The 230-nt window shown below is 51.7% G+C and carries 1 pseudogene; it reads right to left on the bottom strand.

The features are described 5' to 3' along the window. Positions 1-230 (bottom strand): annotated as a pseudogene (locus KVT28_RS27435) (3-deoxy-7-phosphoheptulonate synthase); the annotation flags it as partial.

The raw sequence follows: 230 nt of genomic DNA, 5'->3' as shown, positions 1-230 counted from the left end.
TGGTACGCGCACCAATCGCTGACCAGCTAAACAGTTCGCCAAGATATTGCGGGCTATTCGGCTCCAGCGCTTCGGTCGCCTGCGGTAAACCCATCTCAACGAGATTAAGCAGCAGTTGACGCGCGATATGCAGGCCAGCTTCCATATCAAACGAGATGTTCATGTAAGGATCGTTGATTAACCCCTTCCAGCCGACGGTGGGTCGAGGTTTTTCAAAATAAACCCGCATA

The organism is Pantoea sp. GbtcB22, assembly GCF_019091025.1.
In the GTDB taxonomy this organism is placed as follows: domain Bacteria; phylum Pseudomonadota; class Gammaproteobacteria; order Enterobacterales; family Enterobacteriaceae; genus Pantoea; species Pantoea leporis.
Note: the sequence above shows the minus strand (reverse complement) of the source record. Positions and strands in the feature narration are given on the sequence as shown.